The organism is Streptomyces sp. NPDC059534 (assembly GCF_042743475.1).
Taxonomy (GTDB): domain Bacteria; phylum Actinomycetota; class Actinomycetes; order Streptomycetales; family Streptomycetaceae; genus Streptomyces.
On the sequence record NZ_JBHWAQ010000033.1, the window covers coordinates 59,268 to 81,618 of the forward strand.

Below are 22,351 nucleotides of genomic sequence, written 5' to 3' on the forward strand. Positions count from 1 at the left end.
AGCGTGAAGAGGGATCCGAGGGACCAGGGCGGCGTGAACGTGCCGGCGCTGCGCAGCCACAACGCGGCGCTCGTGCTCGACCTGCTGCGCACGGCGGGGGAGACGGGCATCAGCCGCCTGGAGCTGGCGGAACGGACCGGGCTCACCCCCCAGGCCGTCAGCAAGATCACCGCCCGCCTCCGGGCCGACGGCCTCGCCGCCGAGGCCGGGCACCGCGCCTCGACCGGCGGCAAGCCCCGTACGGTCCTGCGTCTGGTCCCCTCCGCCGCGTACGCCGTCGGCGTCCACCTCGACCGCGACGAACTCACCACCCTCCTCACCGACCTCGCCGGCACCGTCGTCTCCCTGCGCCGCCGCGCCCTCGACCTGGGGGCGGGGGCGGAACCGGTCCTCGGCGCGGTCACGGACGAGGTACGGGCACTGCTGGCGGAAGCGGAAGCGGAAGCGGAAGCGGGATCAGCGGCAGACGCAGCGGCAGGCGCAGGGGCAGACGCAGCGGCGGGCGCAGGCGCAGGCGCGGCGGGCGGCCCGCTCGGGCCCCCCGCCCTTCTCGGCGTCGGCGTCGCCATGCCCGGGCCGCTGGACCACCGGGCCGGGGTGCCCGGCCGGGTGACGGGGTTCCCGGAGTGGGAGGGCCGTCCCGTACGGGACGAGCTGGTCCGCCGTCTCGGCCTGCCCGTCGTCCTCGACAAGGACACCAACGCCGCCGCCCTCGGACTCGCCGTGCGCCCCGGCGCCCCGGGTTCCTTCGCGTACGTCCACCTCGGTACGGGTCTGGGAGCCGGCCTCGTCCTCGGGGGCGCGCCGCTGCGGGGGGACCGGACCGGGGCGGGCGAGCTGGGCCACCAGACCGTCCAGCTCGACGGGCCCGCGTGCGGCTGCGGCGGGCGCGGCTGCCTGGAGGTGCTGTGTCTGGCGGAGGTGGCGCGCGGCGAGCTCGCCGGGGCCGCGCGGATCCTCGGCGCGGGCGCCGCCAACCTCGTGCGGCTCCTCGACATCGACCAGGTCCTCCTGGGCGGGCGGGTGGTGCTCGCCGCACCGGAGGTGTTCGAGGGCGGGGTCCGCGAGGTCCTGGCCGGGCTCGGCCTGACGGCTCCGGTGGCGGTCGCCGGTACCGGGCCGGACGCGGTGGCCGAGGGCGCGGCGTGGCTCATTCTCGGTCCGATCTTCGGACAATAGGCTGATCGGGCGGAAGGCTCGGGCCGTCCGGGGGCGCGCGCGGTGTCGCTGCCCTGTCCGCCCGCTCCGGCGTGGCAGCGTCGCGGCCGACCCGTACCGCCCGAGAGCAGCGGAGGCCCCGCCCATGGCATCGACTCCCCCGCGCACCGCCCGGGCCGCGACCGCGGCGGCCACGACGGCGGTGCTCCTCACCCTGGCGTCCCCGGCGCTCGGCGCCCCCGCCCCCGATCCGCCCCCCGCCCCGGCCTGCGGGGCCGCCCCCGACACCGGGTTCCCGATCGACACGCGGATCCACGGGGGACCGGCCGAGTATCCGGCGGGCGGGCCGTTCCAGGAGTGGAAGCTCGACCTGACCAACACCACGGACGCGTCCTGCTCGGGGATCCATCCCGTGCTCGTGTTCACGGACGGCGAGCGCGCCCTGCGGCCCGCGCAGATCCGCTTCGAGTTCTACGACGCCGGGTCGGCGCGCTGGCGGCCGGTGGCCTTCGAGGCGACCGAGGAGGCGGAGAGCGTGGGCGCGTTTTCGGACTTCGGCGGCTTCGCGGTGCCCGCGGGCGGGACCGTCAGCGTCCCCGTACGGCTGGCGTTCGGCGCGGACACGGCCCCCGACGAGGTCGTCGTGAACGCGGCGGTCGTCCAGCGCCGGGGCGCGGACGGCGACTGGATCGGCGAGTCCGGCGACTACCGGCTGACCGTGGGTCCCGCCGGACCCGTGCCCGCCGGACCCGTGCCCACCGGACCCGTGCCCACCGGACCCGTGCCCACCGGACCCGTCGAGTCCACCGGACCCGACACACCCGACACACCCGGCCTGCCCGTGGTGCCGGGGAAGAAGACCGCCCCCCCGGCCGTCCGGCCCGGCGTCGGGGACCCCAGGGCCCCCGACGTCCTCACGCCCGGCGGGGAACTCGCCCGTACGGGACGGGGGTCCGACCGGGACGTCGTCCTGCTGCTCGCCCCGTGCGCCGCGGCCCTCGTGCTCCTGGGCGCGCTCCTCGTCCGGGCCGCCCGGCGGTCCCGGCACCGCTGAGCCACGTCCCGTACACCCTCCCGTTCACACCCGTCTGCGACCATCCCTCCCGTGAACTACCAGAACAGCCCCGGCGCCCCCGTCCGTTCCGGCATCCCCGAGCACGGCCGCGTACCCAAGTACTACGCGGTCAAGGCGAAACTGACCCTGCTCGTGGACGAGTTGGGCGAGGGCGGACCGCTGCCGACCGAGCGCGACCTCGCCGTCCGGTACGAGGTGTCCCGCGAGACCGTGCGGCAGGCGCTGCGCGAACTCCTCCTGGAGGGGCGGCTGCGGCGCCAGGGCCGGGGGACGGTCGTCGCCGGCCCCAAGCTCGAACAGCCCCTGTCGCTCGCCAGCTACACGGAGGGCGTGCGCCGGCAGGGCCGCCGACCCGGCCGCAGCCTGATCTCGCTCGACCGCTTCCCCTGCCCGGAGGCGCTCGCCCCCGAGGTCGGCGCCGAACGCGGCGAGCCCGTCTGGCACATGGAGCGGGTGCTGCTCGCCGACGACGAGCGGGTCGGCCTGGAGAGCACGTACGTCTCCGAGGCCCGCGTCCCGGACCTGGACACCGGGTTCGACCCGGACTCGTCCTTCTACGCCTACCTCCACGACCGCCTCGGCATCGCGTTCGGCGACGCCGACGAGCGCATCGAGACGGTGCTCGCGACCCCGCGCGAGGCGCTGCTGATCGGGACGCCGCCGGCCCTGCCGATGCTGCTGCTCCACCGCGTCTCCCGGGACACCGCGGGCCGGCCCCTGGAGCGGGTGCGCACCCTCTACCGGGGCGACCGCTTCAGCTTCACCGCCCATCTGGGGCAGCAGAGGTGACGGAGGAGTAAATCACGGAATGGTAACGGGTCTGGTCCAAGCTTGTCGGTCCGTTCACCGTCCCGTCGCCCGCCCGATCCTCCCGGGTCACCCACCCGCACGACCGTTTCGGCCATGAAGGTGATCGTCGTAGGAGCCGGCGTGGTGGGAACCATGCACGCCTGGCACGCAGTGGAACGCGGCCACGAGGTCGTACACATCGAGCGCGAGGCCGAGGCGCGCGGGGCGTCCCTCCGCAACTTCGGCCAGATCTGGGTGAGCGGCCGCGCCGGCGGGGAGGAGCTCGACACCGCCCTGCGCGCCCGCGAACTGTGGGAGGGCATCGGCGCCCGCGTCCCGGGGCTCGGCTTCCGGGCCATCGGCTCGCTGACCCCCGTGCGGAACGCGCTCGAACGCGCCGTCGCCGAGGCCGCCGTCGCCCGCCCCGACGCCGCCGCCCGCGGCTACAAGCTGCTGACCGCCGAGGAGGCCCGCGCGGTCAACCCCGCCCTGCGCGGCGACTTCGAGGCCGCCCTGTGGTGCGAGCGGGACGCCGCCGTCGAGCCCCGCCTCGCCCAACTCGCCCTCCGCGAGGCCCTCCTGGCCACCGGCAGGTACACCTTCCTGCCGAACCGCGAGGTCCGGGACGTCCTCGCGGCCAACGGCAACGGGCACAGCGGGGTCCGGGACGACCGCGGCGAGACCCACACCGGCGACGCCGTCGTCCTGTGCACCGGCGCCTGGCTCTCCGGCCTCGTCCGCGAGATCGCCGGCGAGATACCGGTCCGCCGCGTCCGGCTCCAGATGATGCAGACCGCACCCCTCGGCGAGCCGCTCACCACGTCCGTCGCCGACGCGGACTCCTTCCGCTATTACCCGGCGTACGCCTCCGGCGCGCTCGACGCCCTCGCCGCCGGGCAGCCGCAGGACCCGACCGCCGCCGCCCACCGGATGCAGCTCCTCATGGTGCAGCGGCTCGACGGCGGACTGACCATCGGCGACACCCACGAGTACGAGCACCCCTTCGCCTTCGACACCCTCGAAGACCCCTACGAGCACCTCACCCGCGTCGTCGAGTCCTTCCTCGGCCGCCCGCTGCCGAAGATCCGGCGCCGCTGGGCCGGGGTGTACGCGCAGTGCGTCGACACCACCCGCGTCGTGCACCGCCAGCGGGTCGGCGACGGCGTGTGGCTGGTGACCGGACCCGGCGGGCGCGGCATGACCTGCTCGCCCGCCATCGCCGAGACGACCGCGAACGAACTGGGCTGGTGAACCGCATGACCCCCACGACCCCCACGACCCCCACCACCTCCACGGCCCCCGCGGCCCGTATCGCCCCGACGGCCCCGATGAACCTGGTCGTCCTCGACATGGCGGGTACGACCGTCGCCGACGACGGCCTCGTCGAGCAGGCGTTCACCGTCGCCGCCGAACGCCTCGGCGAGGACCCGGCCGCGATGATCGGCCATGTCCGCGCCACCATGGGCGAGTCGAAGATCTCCGTCTTCCGCCATCTCCTCGGCGGCGACGAGCAGCGCGCCCGGCAGGCCAACCTCGCCTTCGAGGAGGCGTACGGGGAACTCGTCGCCGACGGCCGGATCTCCCCGCTCCCCGGCGCCGCCGAGACCGTCGCCGCCCTCGCCGAACAGGGCAGGACCGTCGTCCTCACCACCGGCTTCGCCCGCGTCACCCAGGACGCCATCCTCGACGCCCTCGGCTGGCGGGACCTGGTCGGGCTCACCCTCTGCCCGGCCGACGCCGGCGGCCGGGGACGCCCCTACCCGGACATGGTCCTCGCCGCCTTCCTCCGCACCGGCGCCGTCGACGACGTCCGCCAGGTCGTGGTCGCGGGCGACACCTCGTACGACATGCTCTCCGGCGTCCGCGCCGGTGCCGGGATCGTCGCGGGCGTCCTCACCGGGGCCCACGACGAGCCCGCGCTCACCCGGCACGGCGCCACCCGCGTCCTCGCCTCGGTCGCGGAACTCCCGCGCCTGATACGGGAGTACGAGGCATGAGCAGCGGGATCCGCTTCGACGGCGTCACCGTCGCGTACGGCTCCACCACCGTCCTCGACTCCCTCGACCTGACCGTCGAACCCGGCGAGGTCATGGCCCTCCTCGGGCCGTCCGGCTCCGGCAAGACCACCGCGCTGCGGGCCGTCGCCGGCTTCGTCCGGCCGGTCTCCGGGCGGGTGTTCCTCGGCGACCGCGACGTCACCGGCCTCCCGCCGTACAAGCGGGGCATCGGCATGGTCGTCCAGCAGTACGCCCTCTTCCCGCATCTGCGGGTCGACGCCAACGTCGCCTTCGGGCTGAAGGCCCGCAGGACGCCGAAGGCCGAGATCCCGGCCCGGGTCGCCGAGGCCCTGGAGATGACCGGCATGGCCGCCTACGCCCGGCGCTACCCCCGGGAGCTCTCCGGCGGCCAGCAGCAGCGCGTCGCCATCGCCCGCGCCCTCGCCATCCGGCCCGGGGTCCTCCTCCTCGACGAACCGCTCTCCGCCCTCGACGCCCAGCTGCGCTCCGGCATGCTCGCCGAACTCGCCCGTCTCCACCGCGAACTGCCGGACGTGTCGATCCTGTACGTCACCCACGACCAGGTCGAGGCGCTCACCCTCGCCGACCGGATCGCCGTCATGGACAAGGCCCGGCTCCAGGACTGCGGCACCCCGCAGGACCTCTACCGCCGCCCCCGGACCGAGTTCACCGCCTCGTTCGTCGGCAACGCGAACCTGCTGCCGGTGACGGTGGGCACGGACGGCGTGACCTTCGACGGGACCGGGCTGACGGTGGCGGCCCCCGGCGCCGCGCCCGGCGCCGCCGCCACCCTCTGCGTACGCCCCCACCTCGTCGGCCTCGGCGACGGCCCGAACGCCCTGCGGGGCCGGATCGCCGAGGTCCAGTGGCGCGGGTCCACCCACCGGCTGTACGTGGAGGTCGGCGGGCACCGGGTGAAGGCGGACGTCCGCGAGCTGCGGGAGACACCGCCGCTCGGTGCGGAGGTGACCGTGCACTTCGCGCCGGAGGACGCGGTGCTGCTGGCATCCGGGGTGGGGCATGGCTGAACGTGCCGCCGGTCTCATGGAACGGCCCCCGGCGCCGGGGGCCGCACCCGCCCCCGCCGCCCCGGCGGAACGCCTGCCCGCCCAGGCGGCCCTCCCCGCCTGGGTCTGGGCGCTGCCGCCCGTCGCCGTCCTCGGGCTCGTCTTCCTCTACCCGCTCGCGCTGGTCGTGCGGGAGTCCCTCGCCCCCGGCGCGTACGCCGAGGTCCTCGCCTCCGGGGCCTTCCGCGACGCGCTCGTCACCACGGTGTGGCTCGCGGTCGCGTCGACCGTCGGCTGCCTGGTCCTCGGCTTCGTCCTCGCGCTCGTGATCGCGTTCGTGCCGTTCCCCGGCGCGAAGGCGGTGTCGAGGTTCATCGACGTCTTCCTCTCCTTCCCGTCCTTCCTGATCACGCTGGCGCTGCTGTTCCTCTACGGCACCGCGGGCATGGCGAACGGGGTCTGGACGGACGTCACCGGCGACGCGAGCGGCCCGTTCCGGTTCCTGAGCACGCCGTGGGGCGTGCTGCTCGCCGAGATCACGTACTTCACCCCGTTCGTGATGCGCCCGCTCCTGGCCGCGTTCTCGCAGATGGAGACCGCCCAGCTGGAGGTGGCGTCCTCGCTCGGCGCCCGGCCGCTGCGGATCGTCCGGCAGGTGATCCTGCCCGAGGCGCTGCCCGCGCTGGCCGCCGGCGGCAGCCTCGTCCTGGTCATGTGCCTCAACGAGTTCGGGATCGTCCTGTTCACCGGCGCCAAGGGCGTCACCACGCTCCCGATGCTCGTGTACGGCAAGGCGATCCTCGAATCGGACTACGCCGCCGCCTGTGTCGTCGCCGTCGTCAACGTCGCCCTGTCCGTGGGCCTCTACGTCCTCTACCGGGGGGTCGGCCGCCGTGCTGGTGCATAGCCGTACGGGCCGCTGGACGGCGTGGGCCGGTTTCGCGGTCCTCTTCGTCCCGCTCTTCGCCCTGCCCCTGCTCGTGATCGTCGCCGCCTCGTTCTCCACCCACTGGTCCGGCGCCTTCCCCTCCGGCCCCACCACCGCGCACTACACGGCCGCCGTCCGGGGAGAGTCCCTCCAGGCGCTGACCACCAGCCTGATCACCGCCGTCACCGCCAGCGTGGTCGCGCTGACCGCCGGCACCTGGGCCGCGCTCGCCGCGGCCGCGCTCGGCAAGCGCGCCAGGAGGATCGTCGACGCGCTGTTCATGCTGCCGGTCGCGGTGCCGTCGGTGGTCGTCGGGCTCGCCGTCCTCGTCGCCTTCTCGCAGCCGCCGATGCTCCTCAACGGCACCCGCTGGATCGTGATCCTCGCGCACACCGTGCTCGTCACCGCCTTCGCCCACCAGTCGGTCTCGGCCGCGATCCGGCGCCTGGACCCGATGTACGAGCAGGCGGCGGCAAGCCTCGGCGCCCGCCCCTCGTACGTCCTGTTCCGGGTGCGGCTGCCGCTGCTGCTGCCGTCCCTGAACGCGGCCGCCGGGCTCTGCTTCGCCCTGTCCATGGGCGAGCTGAGCGCCACGATGATGCTCTACCCGCCGGACTGGACACCGCTGCCGGTCCGCATCTTCACCGCCACCGACCGGGGCTCCCTGTTCACCGGCTCGGCGCTCGCCGTGATCCTCATGGCCGCGACCCTGCTGGTCCTGCTCGCCGTCTCCCGTATCCGCACCAAAGCGTCCTACCGGTAAGTCCCCCGGGCAGGTCCCCGGGCGCGTCCCGAGGCACGCCCCTCGGAGACATCCTCCAGGCACACCCTCCAGGCACCCTCAGGCCATTCCCTCAGGCCATTCCCTCAGGAGAGAACGACGTTATGCGTACCTCGTCCACGATCGTCAAGCCGGTCGCCGCCGTCGCCGGCGCGCTCGCCCTCGCCTCCACCCTCACCGCGTGCGGCGGCTCCTCCGCCGCCTCCGACGAGAAGGTCGTCACCGTCTACAGCGCCGACGGCCTCAAGGGCGAGGCGGGCGACGGCTGGTACGACAAGGTCTTCGCCGACTTCGAGAAGGAGACCGGCATCAAGGTGAAGTACGTCGAGGGCGGCTCGGGCGAGATGGTGCAGCGCGCCCTCCGCGAGAAGAGCAACACCCAGGCCGACGTCATCGTGACCCTGCCGCCCTTCATCCAGCAGGCCGGCTCCAAGGGCCTGCTCCAGGCGTACACCCCCAAGGGCGCCGACCAGGTCGACGGCGGCGACAAGGCCGCCGACGGCACGTGGATCTCCGTCGTCAACAACTACTTCGGCTTCGTCCACAACAAGAAGGAGCTGCCGGCCGCGCCCCGGACCTGGGAGGAGCTGCTCGACGCCAAGTACAAGAACAGGCTCCAGTACTCGACCCCGGGCGTCGCGGGCGACGGCACCGCCGTCCTCATCAAGGCGATGCACGACTTCGGCGGCCAGGAGCCGGCCATGGCCTATCTGAAGAAGCTCCAGGCCAACAACGTCGGCCCGTCCTCCTCCACCTCCAAGCTCGCCCCCAAGACGGACAAGGGCGAACTCCTCGTCGCCAACGGCGACGTCCAGATGAACTTCGCCCAGGCCAAGTCCATGCCGAACCTGGGCATCTGGTTCCCGGCCAAGGACGGCGGCAAGCCCACCACCTTCGCGCTGCCCTACGCCGCCGGCCTGGTGAACAAGGCCCCGCACGGCGACAACGGCAGGAAGCTCCTCGACTTCATGCTCGCCGAGAAGGCCCAGCGCGAGGTCAGCGCCATCGGCGGCGGCTTCCCGGCCCGCAAGGACGTCAAGCCGACCGACGCCAACGCCATCGAGCTCGCCCGGCTGATGGCGGGCGTCGAGGTCTTCGAGCCGGACTGGTCCGACATCGACAAGAACCTGTCGGCGTACGTCGACGCGTGGAAGTCCGCGACCGGAAGCTAAGAGTTCACCGTACGACCCTGGAACACCTCCACGTGTTGCGGAAAGATAACGGGTACGGACCAACGCCCCTGAGAAATCAGGGGCGTTGCCGTGCCCAGACCCTTTCCACGGACTTCCACGGAGGACTCCGACATGCCGATCACCGGCATCCCCCGCCGCACCGTGCTCGCCGCCGCGGGCGCCACCGCCGCCCTCGCCGCGACCGGGCTCGCCACCGCCCCCGCGGCCGCGGCGGCCGCCGCGCCGACACTCCCGAACGGCACCAGCAAGGACAAGGTGCTGGTCGTCGGCATGGACGGCCTGCGGTACGACCGGATCGACGCCGCCAAGGCGCCCACCCTCAAGTCCCTGATGGCGAACGGCACCTACGGGCGCTCGCTGCTCTACGCCAACCCGATGGCGGCGACCTCCTCCGGCCCCGGCTGGTCGACGATCTCCACCGGCGTGTGGCCCGACAAGCACGGCGTGAAGGACAACACCTTCACGGGCAAGAACTACGGCCGGTACCCCGGCTTCCTCGCCCGCCTCCACCAGGTCCGGCCCGAGCTGTCGCTGTTCGCCGCCGTCGACTGGCCCGAGCTCGACACCCACGGCACCGTCACGCCCGGCGCCGACGCCAAGCTCGTCTACGACAACGACTACGCCGTCAACGACCTCCTCATCACCGACATCACCGAGGACGTCCTGCGCAACCAGAACCCCGACGTCCTCTTCGTCTACTTCGGCGAGACCGACGAGATCGGCCACAACCACGGCGCCGCCAGCCCCAGGTACCTCGACGCCATCGACGTCCAGGACGCCTACCTCGGCCGGCTGCTCGCCGCGATCAAGGCCCGCCCGGCGTACGCCACGGAGCGGTGGACGGTCATCGTCGCCACCGACCACGGCCACACCGACGGAGGCGGCCACGGCGGCTCCACCATCGAGGAGCGGCGCACCTTCGTCCTCGCCCAGGGCCCGGGCATCGCCGCCGGCGCCCGCCCGATCGACACCCGGCTCGTCGACGTCGCCGCCACCGTCTTCCACCAGCTCGGCATCGTCCCCGACCCGGCCTGGGGCCTCGACGGCAAGCCCGTCCAGCTCCGCTCCGCCGACCCCTTCGACACCCTCTACGGGACGCTCGCCGGCCGCGTCGACGAGACCGGCATCCCCGCCGGGATCCTCGGCTTCACCCACACCGCGCCCAGCGGCTGGTCCGTCATCAACAACGCCATGGGCACCGGCGGCATGGCCGAGTGGCGCGGCTGGTCCTTCGCGACCGACGAGTTCTGGTCCCGGTCCCAGCGCGACCAGTCCCGCGAGCTCAACGTCCGGGCCCGCGGCGTCTTCGCCGTCGCCGACTCCGACGAGTGGGCCGACAAGACCTTCTCCGGCACGTACGACTCGACCCTGGTCACCCCCGCGTACGGCGTCGCCGGCGCGTCCACGGTGACGCTCGACTTCACCACCCTCTACCGCCAGGAGGGCGCCCAGACCGCGCAGGTCCTGGCGAGCTTCAACGGCGGCACCCCGACCGTCGTGCGCAGCTACACCGCCGACGTCCTGTCCCAGCCGCAGACGGTCACGGTGAACGTCCCCGCCGGTGCCTCCACCGTCGGCTTCCGCTTCCGCTACACCGGCGCCAACAACTGGTACTGGACGATCGACGGGGTGAAGATCACGGCTTCCTGACTAGGCTTGGGGACGTCGCCACAGCGCTGTCGCGGCGTCCCCAGCACACCGCACGTCTGTACGGCAGGAGTCCCGCACCCATGGCAGAGCGCAAGCCGATCGAATCCTGGCTGACCGACATGGACGGCGTCCTCATCCACGAGGGCGTGCCGATCCCCGGCGCCGACGCGTTCATCAAGAAGCTGCGGGAGACCGGGAAGCCCTTCCTGGTCCTCACCAACAACTCGATGTACACGGCCCGCGATCTGCACGCCCGCCTCGCGCGGATGGGCCTCGAAGTCCCCGTCGAGAACATCTGGACCTCGGCCCTCGCCACCGCCAAGTTCCTCGACGACCAGCGCCCCGGCGGCACCGCGTACGTCATCGGCGAGGCCGGCCTCACCACCGCGCTGCACGACATCGGCTACGTCCTGACCGACCACGCCCCGGACTACGTGGTCCTCGGCGAGACCCGGACGTACTCCTTCGAGGCGATGACCAAGGCCGTCCGCCTGATCAACGCCGGCGCCCGCTTCATCTGCACCAACCCCGACGAAACCGGCCCGTCCCTGGAGGGCCCGCTCCCCGCGACCGGCTCCGTCGCCGCGCTCATCACGAAGGCCACGGGCAAGGAGCCGTACTTCGCGGGCAAGCCGAACCCGCTCATGATGCGCACCGGGCTCAACGCGATCGGCGCCCACTCCGAGTCCAGCGCCATGATCGGCGACCGGATGGACACCGACATCCTGGCCGGCCTGGAGGCGGGCATGCAGACCTTCCTGGTGCTCACCGGTCTGACGACGCAGGCGGAGATCGACCGCTTCCCGTTCCGCCCGTCGAAGATCGTCGACTCGATCGCGGACATCGTCGGCCGCGTGTGACGGCCCCCGGGCCGTCCCCTGCGGATGCGAGAAGCGCCGATCCGGGTGACCCTGCCAGTATCAGGAGGTCACGATGCGTTCAGGTCCCATTGCTCTCCGTGCCGCAGGGGCGGCCCTCGTACTCGTGCTGGCACCCACGGCCGGCAGCGCGTACGCCCACGACGGGGTGAAGGCCACCGTCACCCCGTCCACCGCTTCGCCCGGCGCCGACATCGACGTCCGCGTCGAGGGCTGCAAGGGCACCACCGGTGCCGCCAAGTCCCCGGCGTTCGTCGCCGACGCCGAGCTCACCGGCCGTGACAGCGGCAGGAACCCGCTCTTCGGCGACACCACCGTCCGGTCCGGCCTCGAGGACGGCACGTACAAGGTCAGCGTGACCTGCGACGGCCACGACCACCCGGACGTCGGCACCGTGCAGGTCCGCCACGAACAGCCGACCCACAAGCCGACCCACAAGCCGACCCACCACCCGAGCCCGGTCGCCCCGGTCCGCGCGGGCGGTGGCGGCACCGCCGCCTTCGCCGCGCCCGCGGCCCCCGGCGTCGCCCAGACCACCGGCGACAGCGGCCTCGGCACCCCGTACACCCTGCTCGGCCTGGGCATGGCCGCGATCGCCGCCGTCGCGGTCGCCTTCCGCAGCTCCCGCCGCCGCGCCGCCGGCTCCGGTACGGCCACGGGCGCGGAGTGACGGTGCCGTCCGGCACCCGCCCGGCGGGCACCGGGCGACTCGTCACCGGCGTGGCCTGGGCCCTGCTGCTGCTCGGCCTCTGGCTCTGGGGCCGCGAGGTCACCGAGGGCCCCGGGGGCAGCTCGGCGCCGACCACCGGCGACATCGCCGCGGTCGGCCGTCCGCTCGGCGTGGCCCTGCCCCCGGCCCGCGACCCCCTCGCGGCCGTCGAACCCCGGCGGGTGGAGATCCCCTCCCTCGGCATCGCCGCGCCGGTCGTCTCCCGCGGTCTCGACGACACGGGAGCCATCGACCCGCCGCCCTTCGCGATGCCGCACACGGTGGGCTGGTTCGGCCCCGGCACCCGCCCGGGCGCGGCCGGCGCCGCGCTCCTCGTCGGCCACGTCGACACCGAGAGCCGGCCGGCCGTCTTCTACGGCCTGAGCGCGGCCCGCCCCGGTGCCAAGGTCCTCGTCACCCGGACGGACGGTTCCGTCGCCGAGTTCACCGTCGACGACGTCCAGGTCTTCCCCCGCGAGCACTTCGACCCGACCAGGGTCTACGGCGCCCGCGACCCGCACCGCGCCGAACTCCGCCTCATCACCTGCGGCGGCACCTTCGACCGCGCCGCCGGCACCTACACGGCCAACGTCGTCGTCTCCGCCTACCTCACGGGCTCCACCCCCTCGGCGACCTGAGCCCCCACACCCCTACGCCCCCCGCCCGGCCTCGGCCAGGGCGGGGGGCGGTCGTGTCTGGGTGGACGCGGTGGTCCGCGGCATCGGGGCGCGGTGTGCCACGGTCGTCCTGGAGCCGGACACGGTGATGCGAGCGTCGTGTACGGCAGGGAGCCCTCGGCCCTGGTCGGCGACAGCCCTTGGTGATCGACACCAGCAGGAGCGGCAACGGCCCGTACACGGACGGCGACCCGGCCCGGACCTGGTGCAACCGGCGGGAACCGGCCCGCAACGCCCGCCAGTTCGAAGGTGTCGAGTCAGGCCGGAGAAAGACCAAGGCCCCCTCACCGATGGTGAGGGGGCCTTGACTCTGCGTGCGCCGCCAGGGACTCGAACCCCGGACCCGCTGATTAAGAGTCAGCTGCTCTAACCAACTGAGCTAGCGGCGCCTGCTGACAGAGAGAACTCTACCTGACGTGAAGGTGTGCTCCTGACCAATACCGGTCGCCTCCGGCCTGTCGGATGGTCGTATCAGGGCTTCGATCCGTCAAAATGCGATTTGTCCAGACAGTTGAGACACTGACGCCCGAAACAAGGGTCGAAAGATCTTGACGAGTGTGGAGGGGAATCGCATGAGCGTGCCGGTCTTCGAGGAGTTCGAACCCGCGGCCGACTGCGGCTGCCCGGGCTGCGCCCGGCACCGCCGTGACCTCGCGTTGGGGCTGCCCGTCCGGTCGGGCGGCCACCCGGCCGCGCACGGCGCCCGCCGCGCCCTGGTCCTGGTGACCGCGGCGGGAGTGGTCCTGGGCGGGGGCGGGGCCGGCGTGGCCGCCGCCCTCCCGCGCCCGGCGGAGCCGGCCGGCCCCGCGACCGCCGCCTGGCCGGGGCCCGACACCCCGCAGGGCGGGCGCGGGCCGCTGCACGGAACCCCCGGCCCGGCGTCGGCCCCGAACCCGCCCGCCGACCCGACGGCCGCCACCCCGACGGCCAGTCAGATCTCGACCGGCACGCTGCGGCAGACGACCCGGGCCGACATCATCAACCGCGCCAAGCTGTGGGTCACCGCACAGGTCCCGTACTCCATGGAGAAGTACTGGTCGGACGGCTACCGCCAGGACTGCTCCGGCTACATCTCGATGGCCTGGAACCTCCGCAGCAACGAGTGGACCGGCAGCCTCGACCGCTTCGCCGACCGGATCGACCGCACCGAGCTCCAGCCCGGCGACATCCTCCTCTTCCACAACCCGGCCGACCCGACCCGCGGCTCACACGTCACGATCTTCGGCGGCTGGACCGACTACACCCACACCTCCTACGTCGCCTACGAGCAGACCAAGCCGCGCACGCGCAAGCAGGCGACGCCCATGGCGTACTGGGAGAACTCCGACCGCTACGTGGCCTACCGCTACAAGGGCGTGGTCAGCGGCGGTACGACCGGCGGCGGGGCGACCGCGACACCGGCGCCCTACCCCGGCGCGGCGATGTTCGGCCCCGGCGCGAACAACGCGTTCGTCACCCAGCTCGGCAAGCTCCTCGTCGACCGCGGCGGCAAGAAGTACTACAGCAAGGGACCCGGCCCGAAGTGGGGTGACGCGGACCGGCGGGCGACCCAGGCGTTCCAGCTGGCGCAGGGCTGGAAGGGCAGGGAAGCGGACGGCCTTCCCGGGCCCGAGACGTGGAAGCTCCTCGTGACCGGCGGCGGCCGGAGCATCGGCGGATCGGGTGGTTCGAGCGGTCCGAGCACGAATGCGACGGGGTTTCCCGGGCGTGGCTACTTCCGTTCGGGACAATCCAACGCATATGTGGAGAAGCTGGGCAAACAACTGGTGAAGCGGGGCTTCGGCAAGCACTACCTGTCGGGACCCGGTCCGCGCTGGTCGGAGGCGGACCGCCGCAACGTCGAGGCGTTCCAGCGGGCACAGGGCTGGCGCGGCGGAGCGGCCGACGGCTACCCGGGCCCGGAGACCTGGCGGCGTTTGTTCCGATGACCCCGAGAGCATGAGGTGGACCCCGAATGACGGCATCGACCCCGAACCCCGCGGACTCCGGCGCGGCGGCTTCCCGTGACGCGGCCCGCACGGCCAGACGCCTCACGGACGGCACCCTCCCCCGCACCTCCCTTCCCCACGGCATCCCCCCGACCACCCGACCTCCCACGACACCCCCACCGGACCCCACCCCCGCCCCGCCCCCCTCGACGCCCACCACGGCCGAAGCCGCTGCCACACCTGCGCCGGTCGCGCCTTCCGCGTCCGGCGCACCCGCCATGCCGACCGCCCCCGTCGCGTCCGGCGCCCCCGCCATGCCGGGCGAGGCCGTCGCCTCCGACGCACCAGTCGCGTCCGGCGCCCCCACCGTGCCGGACGCGCCCGCCGCGTCCGGCGTATCGGTCGCGCCGGTTGCCCCCGGCGCTCCCGTCGCGCCCGACGCCGCGGCGGCGCCGGGCAGCCGCCCGGGAGTTCCGGCGGAATCCCCGGCCGCCCCGGCGACGGCGCCGGGCCAGGACCCGGCTCGCCCCGGCGCGCCGGGAGCCGCCGCCCGACCCGACGGACACCCGGCCGGGCCGGGCACCTCGCCCGACGGCGGCACGACCGCCCCGGGGGCCGCGCCGGTGACGTCCGCCGCGGCCACGGAGGCCCGGACCGCCGACTGCCCGTCAGCTCACCCGGCGGGTGTCTCCGCGGCTGCGGCGACGACCCCCCGCGGCACCGATTCCCTTTCCCCGTCGGCTCACCCGGCAGTCGGCTCCGCCGACGCGGCGACGGGCCCGCGTCCCGCTCCCTCCTCGCCGGCGCACCCTGCGGGTTCCGCCTCCGCGGCGGCGGTGGGTCACCGTCCGGCCGACTCCCCGCAGTCCCACCCGGGGTCCGCGCCCGCCGCTACGGCGACGGGTTCCCGCCCCGCCGAGTCCGCGTCGGCGCGACCGGCCGGCGTCTGGGCCGGTGCGGCGACGGGTTCCGTTTCGGGCGGGGCGGCGTCGCCCGTCGCCCGCGCCTCGGCCTCGTCCGTGCGGGACGGGGTGTCGGCGCCGGCCGACCCGGCCACGGGCGCGGCACGGCCCACGAGCGGCGGCCCGGCCGGGCCCGGCTCGGGGGTTCCGGCGGGACAGTCCGCGCGGCCGGGTGCCGGTGCGTCCGGGGTCGCTGCCGCCGGGACTCCCGGGGGTGGGGCAGGCGGCTCGGGCGGTGTCCGCGTGGGCGCGTCCGAGGGTTCCGGCCCTGGGCGGGCCGCGCAGGCGGGGACGGCCGCCACCGAGGCGGCGGTGCCGAGGGGCGGCGCGTCGGCGACGGCCGCGCGGGCGGCGGTGGGGGCCGAGGGGGTCCCGGCCGGTGCGGCGACGGTCGTGGGCGGGGAGTCGCGTACGGCCACCGCGGCGGCGTTCGAGGCCGGGGCCGTGACCCGTAAGTCGGCGCAGGCGTTCGCGGCGGCCGCCGTACGGACCGGGGGGACGCCGGCGGTTCCGGTGGCGGCCGTCGCCGAGGGGACGAGGCCGGCGCGGAGCGAGGGGCGGGAGGGCGTCGTGAACGACCGTGTGCCCGACTTCGGGCGGATCGCGGGGGTGGGGATCGGGGCGGTGGCCGTCCCGGTGGCGGCCGTGGTGCGGGTGGCGCGGCGGAAGAACGTGATCGGGGCGGAGACCACGGGCTCGATTCCGGTGCATCTGCTGTTCCGAGACGAGCCGGAGCGCGGTGTGCCGGGGGCGGCGGGTGACGACGGGGGGCCCGACACCGTCGCGATGGCCGCGCCCGTTCCCCCGGCGCCGTCCGTTCCGTCGAAGAGCGGGGGGAGGCCCGCGATTCCGGGGCCGTCGAAGGTGTTGGCGGCGGGGTCGTCCGGGGCGGTGGCGGAGCAGTCCCCGCAGGGCGAGCAGTCCTGGCAGGGCGAGCCGCTCAAGCGGGGCAAGCACGCCAAGCAGGCCAAGTCGACGGGGGAGTCGCGGCCCGGGCAGGAGGCGGGGGCCGACGGCACGTCGAGGGCGGCCGCGTCCGGTTCGCGGCCCGCGCCGACCGCCGATCCGGGTCTGGTGGAGCGGCCGGGGCCGGTGCTGCCCGGGTGGGTCGGGGTGGCGGCGGGGGCGCTGGCGATCGCCGGGTCCGCGGCGGTCGTGTGGTGGACGGGGGCCGTGCCCGAGGAGGCGGCGCGGATGCTGCGGCTGCCGGTGCGCCCGTACCACGGAATCCATCTCGGCCAGTGGGCGCTGCTGGCGCTGGGCGTCGTGGCGACGCTGTTCGCGCTCGGCGGTCTGGGCCGGGGCCGGGTGGGCTACGCCTGGGTGCTGACGCTGTTCGGCGACTACCGGGGCACGGTCCGGCGTACCGGTCTGCTGTGGGTGAGCCCGCTGCTGCTGCGCCGCCGGGTGGACGTGAGGCTGCGGCACTGGCGCAGTGAGCCGCTGTCGGCGGTGGACGCCAAGGGCACGGCCCTCGACGTGGTGGTCCTGGTGGTCTGGCGGGTGCGCGACACGGTCCGGGCGGCGCTGGGGGTCGACGGGCACGAGGAGTACCTGCGGGAGCAGGTGGAGGCGGCGATGGCCCGGGTGCTGTCCCAGCTGCCGGCGGACGCGTTCCACGAGGACGCTCCGACGCTCCGGGACGCGGAGGCGGTCGGCGAGGCGCTGACGCGGATGCTGTCGGCGGAGTGCGCCCCGGTCGGCGTGGACGTGTTCTCGGCGCAGCCGACGAGGATCGAGTACGCCCCGGAGGTCGCGGCGGCGATGCAGCGGCGGCGGATCGCGGCGATCGACGCGAAGCACCGGGACAGTGTGCTGACGTCGGTGGTGGACGCGGTGGACGACGTGGTCCACCGGCTGACCAGTCGTGGTCTGGTGGAGCTGGACGACTACGAGCGCAAGGCGCTGGTCAAGGACCTGACGGTGGCGTTCTACACGGGCCGGACGGCTCCGGCCGAGGGTGCGTGAGGGGATGGACAGGTTCAACTTCCGTCCATACCTTGGTACTTGGTCCAGACCAAATTGAGTCACCCGCAGTAGGGCCGACCCGTCGGCCCGTACGACCGCACGCGTGCAGCACGACCCAACGGAACTCCCCACGTTCTCCTGGAGCGACAGCATGCGCAACAAGTCAGTCGGGGTGGCGGTGGTGGCGCTCGGCGTCGCCGGCGTCACCCTCCTCGGCACCGGCAGCGCCGGAAGCCACGGCTACACCGACTCGCCGATCAGCCGCCAGAAGCTCTGCGCCAACGGCACCGTGACCAACTGCGGCCCCATCCAGTGGGAGCCGCAGTCGGTCGAGGGCCCGAAGGGATTCCCCGCCGCCGGTCCCGCCGACGGCAGGATCTGCTCGGCCGGGCTCTCGCAGTTCGCCCAGCTCGACGACCCCCGGGGCGGCGCCTGGCCGACGACGAGCCTCACCGCGGGGCAGAGCTACAGCTTCCGCTGGCAGTTCACGGCCCGGCACCGCACCACCGACTTCAAGTACTACATCACCAAGAACGGCTGGGACCCGAGTCAGAAGCTGACCCGGGCCGCGCTCGACCCGCAGCCGTTCCTCACCGTCCCCTACAACAACCAGCAGCCGCCGGCGACCCTCTCGCACTCCGGGACCGTCCCGGCGGGCAAGACGGGCCGTCACCTGATCCTGGCGGTGTGGACGATCGCGGACACCGCGAACGCGTTCTACGCCTGCTCGGACGTCAAGTTCTGACCGGTCGGCCGATCCCGGCCGTTCAGTTCTGACGGTACGTCAGTTACAGTCCGGCCCATGAGGGGTGCGGACACCGTCGCGGAGCTCGTACGACGCCAATGGGGCGACCACCGGATCGGCCTGAGGGACGAACACCACACCCTCACCCACCACCAGGTCGCCGCCGGCGCCGCCGCGCGGGCCGCACTGCTCGTGGACCTGATGCCACCCGTGCCGGGGGGCGAGCCGCACCTCGGCGTCCTGCTCGACAACACACCGGAGTACCCGCTCTGGCTCAGCGCGGCGGCCCTCGCGGGGGCCGCCGTCGCCGGGATCAACCCGACCCGGCGCGGCGCCGAACTCGCCCGGGACATCCGGCACACCGCGTGCCGCGTCCTGGTCACCCAGCGCGCCCACCTGCCCCTCCTCGACGGGCTCCCGCTGCCGGGCGTGCGCGTCCTGGTCACGGACACCGAGGCGTACGCGGAGCTCCTCGCCCCCTACGGGACCGCCCGCCCCGGCGACGCCCGCCTCGGCCCCGTCCGCCCCGACAGCCGCTTCCTGCTCTCCTTCACCTCCGGCTCGACGGGCGCGCCCAAGGCCGCCCTCTGCAGCCAGGGGAGGCTCGCGGCCGCCGGCGACTCCCTCGTCCGGCACTTCGGGGTCGGCCCGGACGACGTCCACTACGTCTGCATGCCGATGTTCCACGGCAACGCGGTGATCGCCGACTGGGCGCCCGCGCTCGCCGCCGGCGCCGGGGTGGCGCTGCGGGCCCGCTTCTCCGCCTCCCGGTTCCTGCCCGACGTACGCCGCTTCGGCGCCACGTACTTCACCTACGTGGGCCGGGCCGTCCAGTACCTGCTCGCCACCCCGCCCGCCCCCGACGACCGCGACCACCCGCTCCGCCTCGGCTTCGGCACGGAGGCCGGGGCGGTGGACGCCGCCCGCTTCCGCGAGCGCTTCGGGGTCCCGCTCGTCGAGGGGTACGGCTCCTCCGAGGGCGGTGCGGCGATCCAGCGGACCCCGGACACCCCGACGGGGGCGATCGGCCGGGCCGCGGCCGCCGACGACCTCGCCGTGATCGACGCCGGGACCGGCCGGGAGTGCCCGCCGGCCCGCTTCTCGCCCACGGGCCGCCTCCTCAACGCCTCCGAGGCCGTCGGCGAGCTCGTCAACCGCGGCCGCTCGCCCTTCGAGGGCTACTGGCGCAACCCCGAGGCCGAGGCGGCCCGGCTGCGCGACGGCTGGTACTGGACGGGCGACCTCTTCTACCGGGACGCCGACGGCTTCCTCTACTTCGCGGGCCGTACGGACGACCGGCTGCGGGTCGACAGCGAGAACCTGGCGGCCGCGATGATCGAGCACATCCTCGCCCGCTGGGACCGGGCCGCCGGGGTGGCGGTCTACGCGGTCCCCGACCCGGTCTCCGGCGACCAGGTCATGGCGGCGCTCGCCCTGCGCGACGGGGCCGACTTCGACCCGGTGGAGTTCGCCGCCTTCCTCGCCGCCCAGCCGGACCTGGGGACGAAGATGCCGCCCCGCTTCGTCCGGGTCGTCCCGGAACTCCCGCTCACCGCCACGAACAAGATCCACCGCGTCGCCCTGCGCCGCGCCTCCTTCCTCTGCCCCGACCCGGTCTGGTGGCGCCCCACCCCCACCGCCCCCTACGAACCGCTGACCCCCGCCGCGACGGCCGCCCTCCGGGAGCAGTACGCCCGGCAGGGCCGCACCCCCTGAGAAGGGCGCACGCACGCCGGGGTCGCGGGTAGGGCCCGCCCTACCCCCGCCACGCCCCCCAGGCCCATGGCCCCGCCCGGCGGCCGCCGCCTACCGTGGGCGCCCATGGAACCCCGTACCTGCCGGCAGGCACTCACCCGGACGCGCTTTCCGCTCTCGTCGTGGCCCTGGCGGTCCGTGGGGTACCTGGCGAGCGGGGGGATCGTGGGGGCCGCGGTGTGCCTGCTGTTCCTGGTGCTCGCGGTGTTCTCGCTGTTCGCGGTGGGGCTGCCGCTGCTCCTGCTGTCCGGCCCCGCCCTCGGCGGCATCGAGCGGTGGCGGCTCCGGCTGGTGGACCGGGACCCGGCGCCCGACCCGCACCGGGTCCCCGCCGCGCCGGGGCTCGCCGCGTGGCTCCGGGTCCGGGTGGGGGAGCAGGCCACCTGGCGGGAGCTCGCGTACGGACTGCTGCTCGCCGTGGTGCTGTGGCCGCTGGACCTGCTCGTGCTCGCGGTCGGGGTGGGGCTGCCCGTCGCGCTGCTGAGCGCGCCGTTCCGGCTGGCCGCGGACGGCGCGGAGACCAAGGTGGTCAAGGCGTACCTGGTCACCTCCTATCCGGAGGCGTTCGCCGCCGCGCTGATCGGCGCCGTCCTGCTCGTGGCGCTGGCCTACCCGCTCGCCGCCGTCGCCGGGGCCCGCGCCGCCCTCGCCCGGGCGCTGCTCGCGCCGCGCGAGTCCGACGGGCGGGACGGCCGGATCGGCGAGGTCATCGCGTCCCGGGCCCGGCTCGTGGACGCCTTCGAGGCCGAGCGCCGCCGGATCGAGCGGGACCTCCACGACGGGGCCCAGCAGCGGCTGGTCGCCCTGACCATGACGCTCGGCCTGGCCCGGCTCGACGCCCCGCCGGGCCCGCTGGCCGACCAGCTGGCGAAGGCCCACGCCGAGGCCGGACAGGTCCTGACGGAGCTGCGCGAGCTGATCCACGACATCCATCCGCAGGTACTGGCCGACTACGGGCTCGGCCCGGCCCTGGCCGACGCCGCCGACCGCTCGGCCGTCCCCGTGGACACCGATGTCGAGCTGCCCCGGCTGCCGGTGTCCGTCGAGAGCGCGGGCTACTTCGCCGTCTGCGAGGCGCTCGCCAACATCGGCAAGCACAGCGGCGCGAGCCGGGCGGCGATCACCGCCCGGCACGCCGACGGCGTGCTGCGGCTCGACGTCGAGGACGACGGGCGGGGCGCGGCGGACCCGGCCCGGGGGAGCGGGCTCACCGGACTCGCCGACCGGATCGCCGTCCTCGATGGCACACTGACGATCATGAGCCCGCCGGGCGGGCCGACCGTCCTGCGAGTGGAGATCCCGTGTCCCGCACTGCCCGCAAGCTCCGCGTCGTCCTCGCCGAGGACGGCGTCCTCCTCCGGGAGGGGCTGATCGGACTCCTGGCCCGGTTCGGCCACGAGGTCGTCGCCGCCGTCGGCGACGCGGACGCCCTGCGCGAGGCCGTCGCCGCCCATGACCCCGACATCGTGGTCACCGACGTCCGGATGCCGCCGGGCTTCCAGGACGAGGGGCTGCGCGCCGCGGTCGCCCTGCGCGCCGAGCGGCCCGCGCTGCCGGTCCTCGTCCTCAGCCAGTACGTGCAGCGCAGCTACGCCGCCGACCTCCTCGACGCGGGCGACGGCACCGGCGTCGGGTACCTCCTCAAGGACCGGGTCGGGCAGGTCGAGGAGTTCCTGGACGCCCTGGCCCGGGTCGCGGACGGCGGCACGGTCGTCGACCCCGAGGTCGTACGGCAGCTGCTGCGCCGGCACCGGGACCCCCTGGAAGCGCTGACCCCGCGCGAGCGCGAGGTCCTCGGCCTGGTCGCGGAGGGCCACTCCAACGGGGCGATCGCCCGCCGCCTGGTCGTGACCGAGGCCGCCGTCGGCAAGCACATCGGCAACATCCTGGCGAAGCTGGACCTGCCGCCGGCCGAGGACACCCATCGGCGCGTCCTCGCCGTCCTGGCGTACCTCCGGGCATGACAAGAAGACCCCCTCGCCGAAGCGAGGGGGTCTTCTCTGTCGGTGCGCCGCCAGGGACTCGAACCCCGGACCCGCTGATTAAGAGTCAGCTGCTCTAACCAACTGAGCTAGCGGCGCCTGCTGACAGAGAAAATACTACCCGGTCCCGCGGGGTGCTTCCGACCAC

19 protein-coding genes, 2 tRNA genes and 1 pseudogene are annotated in these 22,351 nt (G+C 74.4%); 19 read left to right on the forward strand and 3 right to left on the reverse strand.

All coding sequences use genetic code 11. The features are described 5' to 3' along the window. Window positions 1–3 precede the first annotated feature (3 nt). The 13 genes from ACFVZH_RS31235 (at window position 4) to ACFVZH_RS31295 (ending at window position 12,824) form a co-directional block, all read left to right on the forward strand. Window positions 4–1,179, forward strand: coding sequence for an ROK family protein (locus ACFVZH_RS31235; RefSeq protein ID WP_384902561.1), 1,176 nt, complete (start codon window positions 4–6; stop codon window positions 1,177–1,179). Between the two features lie 124 nt (window positions 1,180–1,303). Next, window positions 1,304–2,212 carry a hypothetical protein gene (locus ACFVZH_RS31240; protein WP_384902563.1) on the forward strand — a complete coding sequence of 303 codons (909 nt, stop codon included), beginning with the start codon at window positions 1,304–1,306 and terminating at the stop codon, window positions 2,210–2,212. Between the two features lie 51 nt (window positions 2,213–2,263). Next, window positions 2,264–3,022 (forward strand): GntR family transcriptional regulator, encoded by a 759-nt coding sequence (locus tag ACFVZH_RS31245; RefSeq protein ID WP_384902565.1) that lies wholly within the window; start codon window positions 2,264–2,266, stop codon window positions 3,020–3,022. A gap of 114 nt (window positions 3,023–3,136) precedes the next feature. Beyond that, on the forward strand, window positions 3,137–4,273 hold the full coding sequence (locus tag ACFVZH_RS31250) for a TIGR03364 family FAD-dependent oxidoreductase (protein ID WP_384902567.1): 1,137 nt from the start codon (window positions 3,137–3,139) through the stop codon (window positions 4,271–4,273). 5 nt (window positions 4,274–4,278) lie between these two features. Beyond that, a complete protein-coding gene (locus ACFVZH_RS31255) occupies window positions 4,279–5,019 on the forward strand; it encodes a phosphonatase-like hydrolase (RefSeq protein WP_384902569.1) in 741 nt (246 codons plus the stop codon). Further along, window positions 5,016–6,068 (forward strand): ABC transporter ATP-binding protein, encoded by a 1,053-nt coding sequence (locus tag ACFVZH_RS31260; protein WP_384902570.1) that lies wholly within the window; start codon window positions 5,016–5,018, stop codon window positions 6,066–6,068. Before ACFVZH_RS31255 ends, ACFVZH_RS31260 begins: the two co-directional genes overlap by 4 nt. Continuing rightward, the gene (locus ACFVZH_RS31265) at window positions 6,061–6,954 is read left to right on the forward strand and encodes a 2-aminoethylphosphonate ABC transporter permease subunit (RefSeq protein ID WP_384902572.1); all 894 of its coding nucleotides are present in this window, start codon (window positions 6,061–6,063) and stop codon (window positions 6,952–6,954) included. The genes ACFVZH_RS31260 and ACFVZH_RS31265 overlap by 8 nt, the downstream gene beginning before the upstream one ends. Next, window positions 6,941–7,738 carry an ABC transporter permease gene (locus ACFVZH_RS31270; RefSeq protein WP_384902574.1) on the forward strand — a complete coding sequence of 266 codons (798 nt, stop codon included), beginning with the start codon at window positions 6,941–6,943 and terminating at the stop codon, window positions 7,736–7,738. Before ACFVZH_RS31265 ends, ACFVZH_RS31270 begins: the two co-directional genes overlap by 14 nt. Before the next feature lie 122 nt (window positions 7,739–7,860). Further along, on the forward strand, window positions 7,861–8,928 hold the full coding sequence (locus ACFVZH_RS31275; RefSeq protein ID WP_384902575.1) for a 2-aminoethylphosphonate ABC transporter substrate-binding protein: 1,068 nt from the start codon (window positions 7,861–7,863) through the stop codon (window positions 8,926–8,928). Between the two features lie 132 nt (window positions 8,929–9,060). Then, complete coding sequence (locus tag ACFVZH_RS31280; RefSeq protein WP_384902577.1) at window positions 9,061–10,599, forward strand: alkaline phosphatase family protein; 1,539 nt, start codon at window positions 9,061–9,063, stop codon at window positions 10,597–10,599. A gap of 80 nt (window positions 10,600–10,679) precedes the next feature. Continuing rightward, on the forward strand, window positions 10,680–11,459 hold the full coding sequence (locus tag ACFVZH_RS31285; RefSeq protein ID WP_384902579.1) for an HAD-IIA family hydrolase: 780 nt from the start codon (window positions 10,680–10,682) through the stop codon (window positions 11,457–11,459). Between the two features lie 73 nt (window positions 11,460–11,532). Next, window positions 11,533–12,147 carry a hypothetical protein gene (locus ACFVZH_RS31290; protein WP_384902581.1) on the forward strand — a complete coding sequence of 205 codons (615 nt, stop codon included), beginning with the start codon at window positions 11,533–11,535 and terminating at the stop codon, window positions 12,145–12,147. Further along, the gene (locus tag ACFVZH_RS31295) at window positions 12,144–12,824 is read left to right on the forward strand and encodes a class F sortase (protein WP_384902582.1); all 681 of its coding nucleotides are present in this window, start codon (window positions 12,144–12,146) and stop codon (window positions 12,822–12,824) included. Before ACFVZH_RS31290 ends, ACFVZH_RS31295 begins: the two co-directional genes overlap by 4 nt. 354 nt (window positions 12,825–13,178) lie before the next feature. On the opposite strand, the gene ACFVZH_RS31300 is transcribed toward ACFVZH_RS31295, so the two are convergent. Beyond that, window positions 13,179–13,252: transfer RNA gene (locus ACFVZH_RS31300), tRNA-Lys, on the reverse strand. Between the two features lie 183 nt (window positions 13,253–13,435). On the opposite strand from ACFVZH_RS31300, the gene ACFVZH_RS31305 reads away from it, so the two are divergent. Further along, a complete protein-coding gene (locus tag ACFVZH_RS31305; protein ID WP_384902583.1) occupies window positions 13,436–14,791 on the forward strand; it encodes a peptidoglycan-binding protein in 1,356 nt (451 codons plus the stop codon). Window positions 14,792–15,632: 841 nt separating this feature from the next. Here ACFVZH_RS31305 and ACFVZH_RS31310 read toward each other — a convergent pair. Further along, window positions 15,633–16,445: a hypothetical protein gene (locus ACFVZH_RS31310; protein ID WP_384902600.1), complete on the reverse strand. Its 813-nt coding sequence runs from the start codon at window positions 16,443–16,445 to the stop codon at window positions 15,633–15,635. Here ACFVZH_RS31310 and ACFVZH_RS31315 point away from each other — a divergent pair. From ACFVZH_RS31315 to ACFVZH_RS31335, 5 genes and pseudogenes are all read left to right on the forward strand, one after another. After that, window positions 16,330–17,721 (forward strand): annotated as a pseudogene (locus ACFVZH_RS31315) (SPFH domain-containing protein); the annotation flags it as partial. The gene ACFVZH_RS31310 and the pseudogene ACFVZH_RS31315 overlap by 116 nt on opposite strands. 151 nt (window positions 17,722–17,872) lie before the next feature. Next, window positions 17,873–18,466 carry a lytic polysaccharide monooxygenase gene (locus tag ACFVZH_RS31320; protein ID WP_384902597.1) on the forward strand — a complete coding sequence of 198 codons (594 nt, stop codon included), beginning with the start codon at window positions 17,873–17,875 and terminating at the stop codon, window positions 18,464–18,466. 57 nt (window positions 18,467–18,523) lie between these two features. Then, entirely contained in the window at window positions 18,524–20,182 is a 1,659-nt protein-coding gene (locus tag ACFVZH_RS31325; RefSeq protein WP_384902586.1) for an AMP-binding protein, read from the forward strand. 105 nt (window positions 20,183–20,287) lie between these two features. Further along, on the forward strand, window positions 20,288–21,592 hold the full coding sequence (locus ACFVZH_RS31330) for a sensor histidine kinase (protein ID WP_384902587.1): 1,305 nt from the start codon (window positions 20,288–20,290) through the stop codon (window positions 21,590–21,592). Further along, on the forward strand, window positions 21,523–22,185 hold the full coding sequence (locus tag ACFVZH_RS31335; protein ID WP_384902589.1) for a response regulator: 663 nt from the start codon (window positions 21,523–21,525) through the stop codon (window positions 22,183–22,185). Before ACFVZH_RS31330 ends, ACFVZH_RS31335 begins: the two co-directional genes overlap by 70 nt. Before the next feature lie 43 nt (window positions 22,186–22,228). Here the strand turns inward: ACFVZH_RS31335 and ACFVZH_RS31340 are convergent. Continuing rightward, a tRNA-Lys gene (locus tag ACFVZH_RS31340) sits at window positions 22,229–22,302 on the reverse strand. Window positions 22,303–22,351: the final 49 nt, after the last annotated feature.